Consider the following 508-nt stretch of genomic DNA (forward strand, 5'->3'; position numbering starts at 1 on the left):
CCATCATGGATTCACTCACAAACCATCAGGTTGGGGTATCCGTTCGCGATTTTACTGTAAACGCCATTGGTTTTGATAGAAACGAGTACACAAGACTGGCAGATGAACTGATTGGGCTATATCTGTTGGATACAACGATGGCTAGTTCGCTCGACAGCGTGGAAATGCTACTGCAACGGGAGTTCTCCGGGGTGGAGCAGACCAAAAGAATGATCGGGTATTACCTGATGACAGGGGATTCCCTTTCAGCGGATACGGAACTGGCGGCGTATGATGCTGCGGTGGGTAAAGATACCTACTATGAAATGGCAACACTCCTGATCGACCATGGAGGGTCTGTTTCGAATTTGGCAGATGCAGTGGCATCGGATACGTTCCTGTTACAAGATGTGGAAGTGATCGCTGCGGATTCTTCACAAAGGAGTCTGCGTACAGCTGCACAGGCGTTGTTGGAAATAGCTGTGGGACACGAATACGAGCGGGAGATCGAACCGCTGATTTTCGATAA

Annotated in this window: 1 protein-coding gene; it reads left to right on the plus strand. The window is 49.2% G+C overall.

From position 1 onward, the window contains the following. The coding region (locus tag ABDZ97_RS17635; protein WP_343791148.1) for a hypothetical protein at positions 1-508 on the plus strand (508 nt) is incomplete at both ends.

It is taken from the genome of Wandonia haliotis (assembly GCF_039523435.1).
Taxonomy (GTDB): Bacteria; Bacteroidota; Bacteroidia; order Flavobacteriales_D; family Crocinitomicaceae; genus Wandonia; species Wandonia haliotis.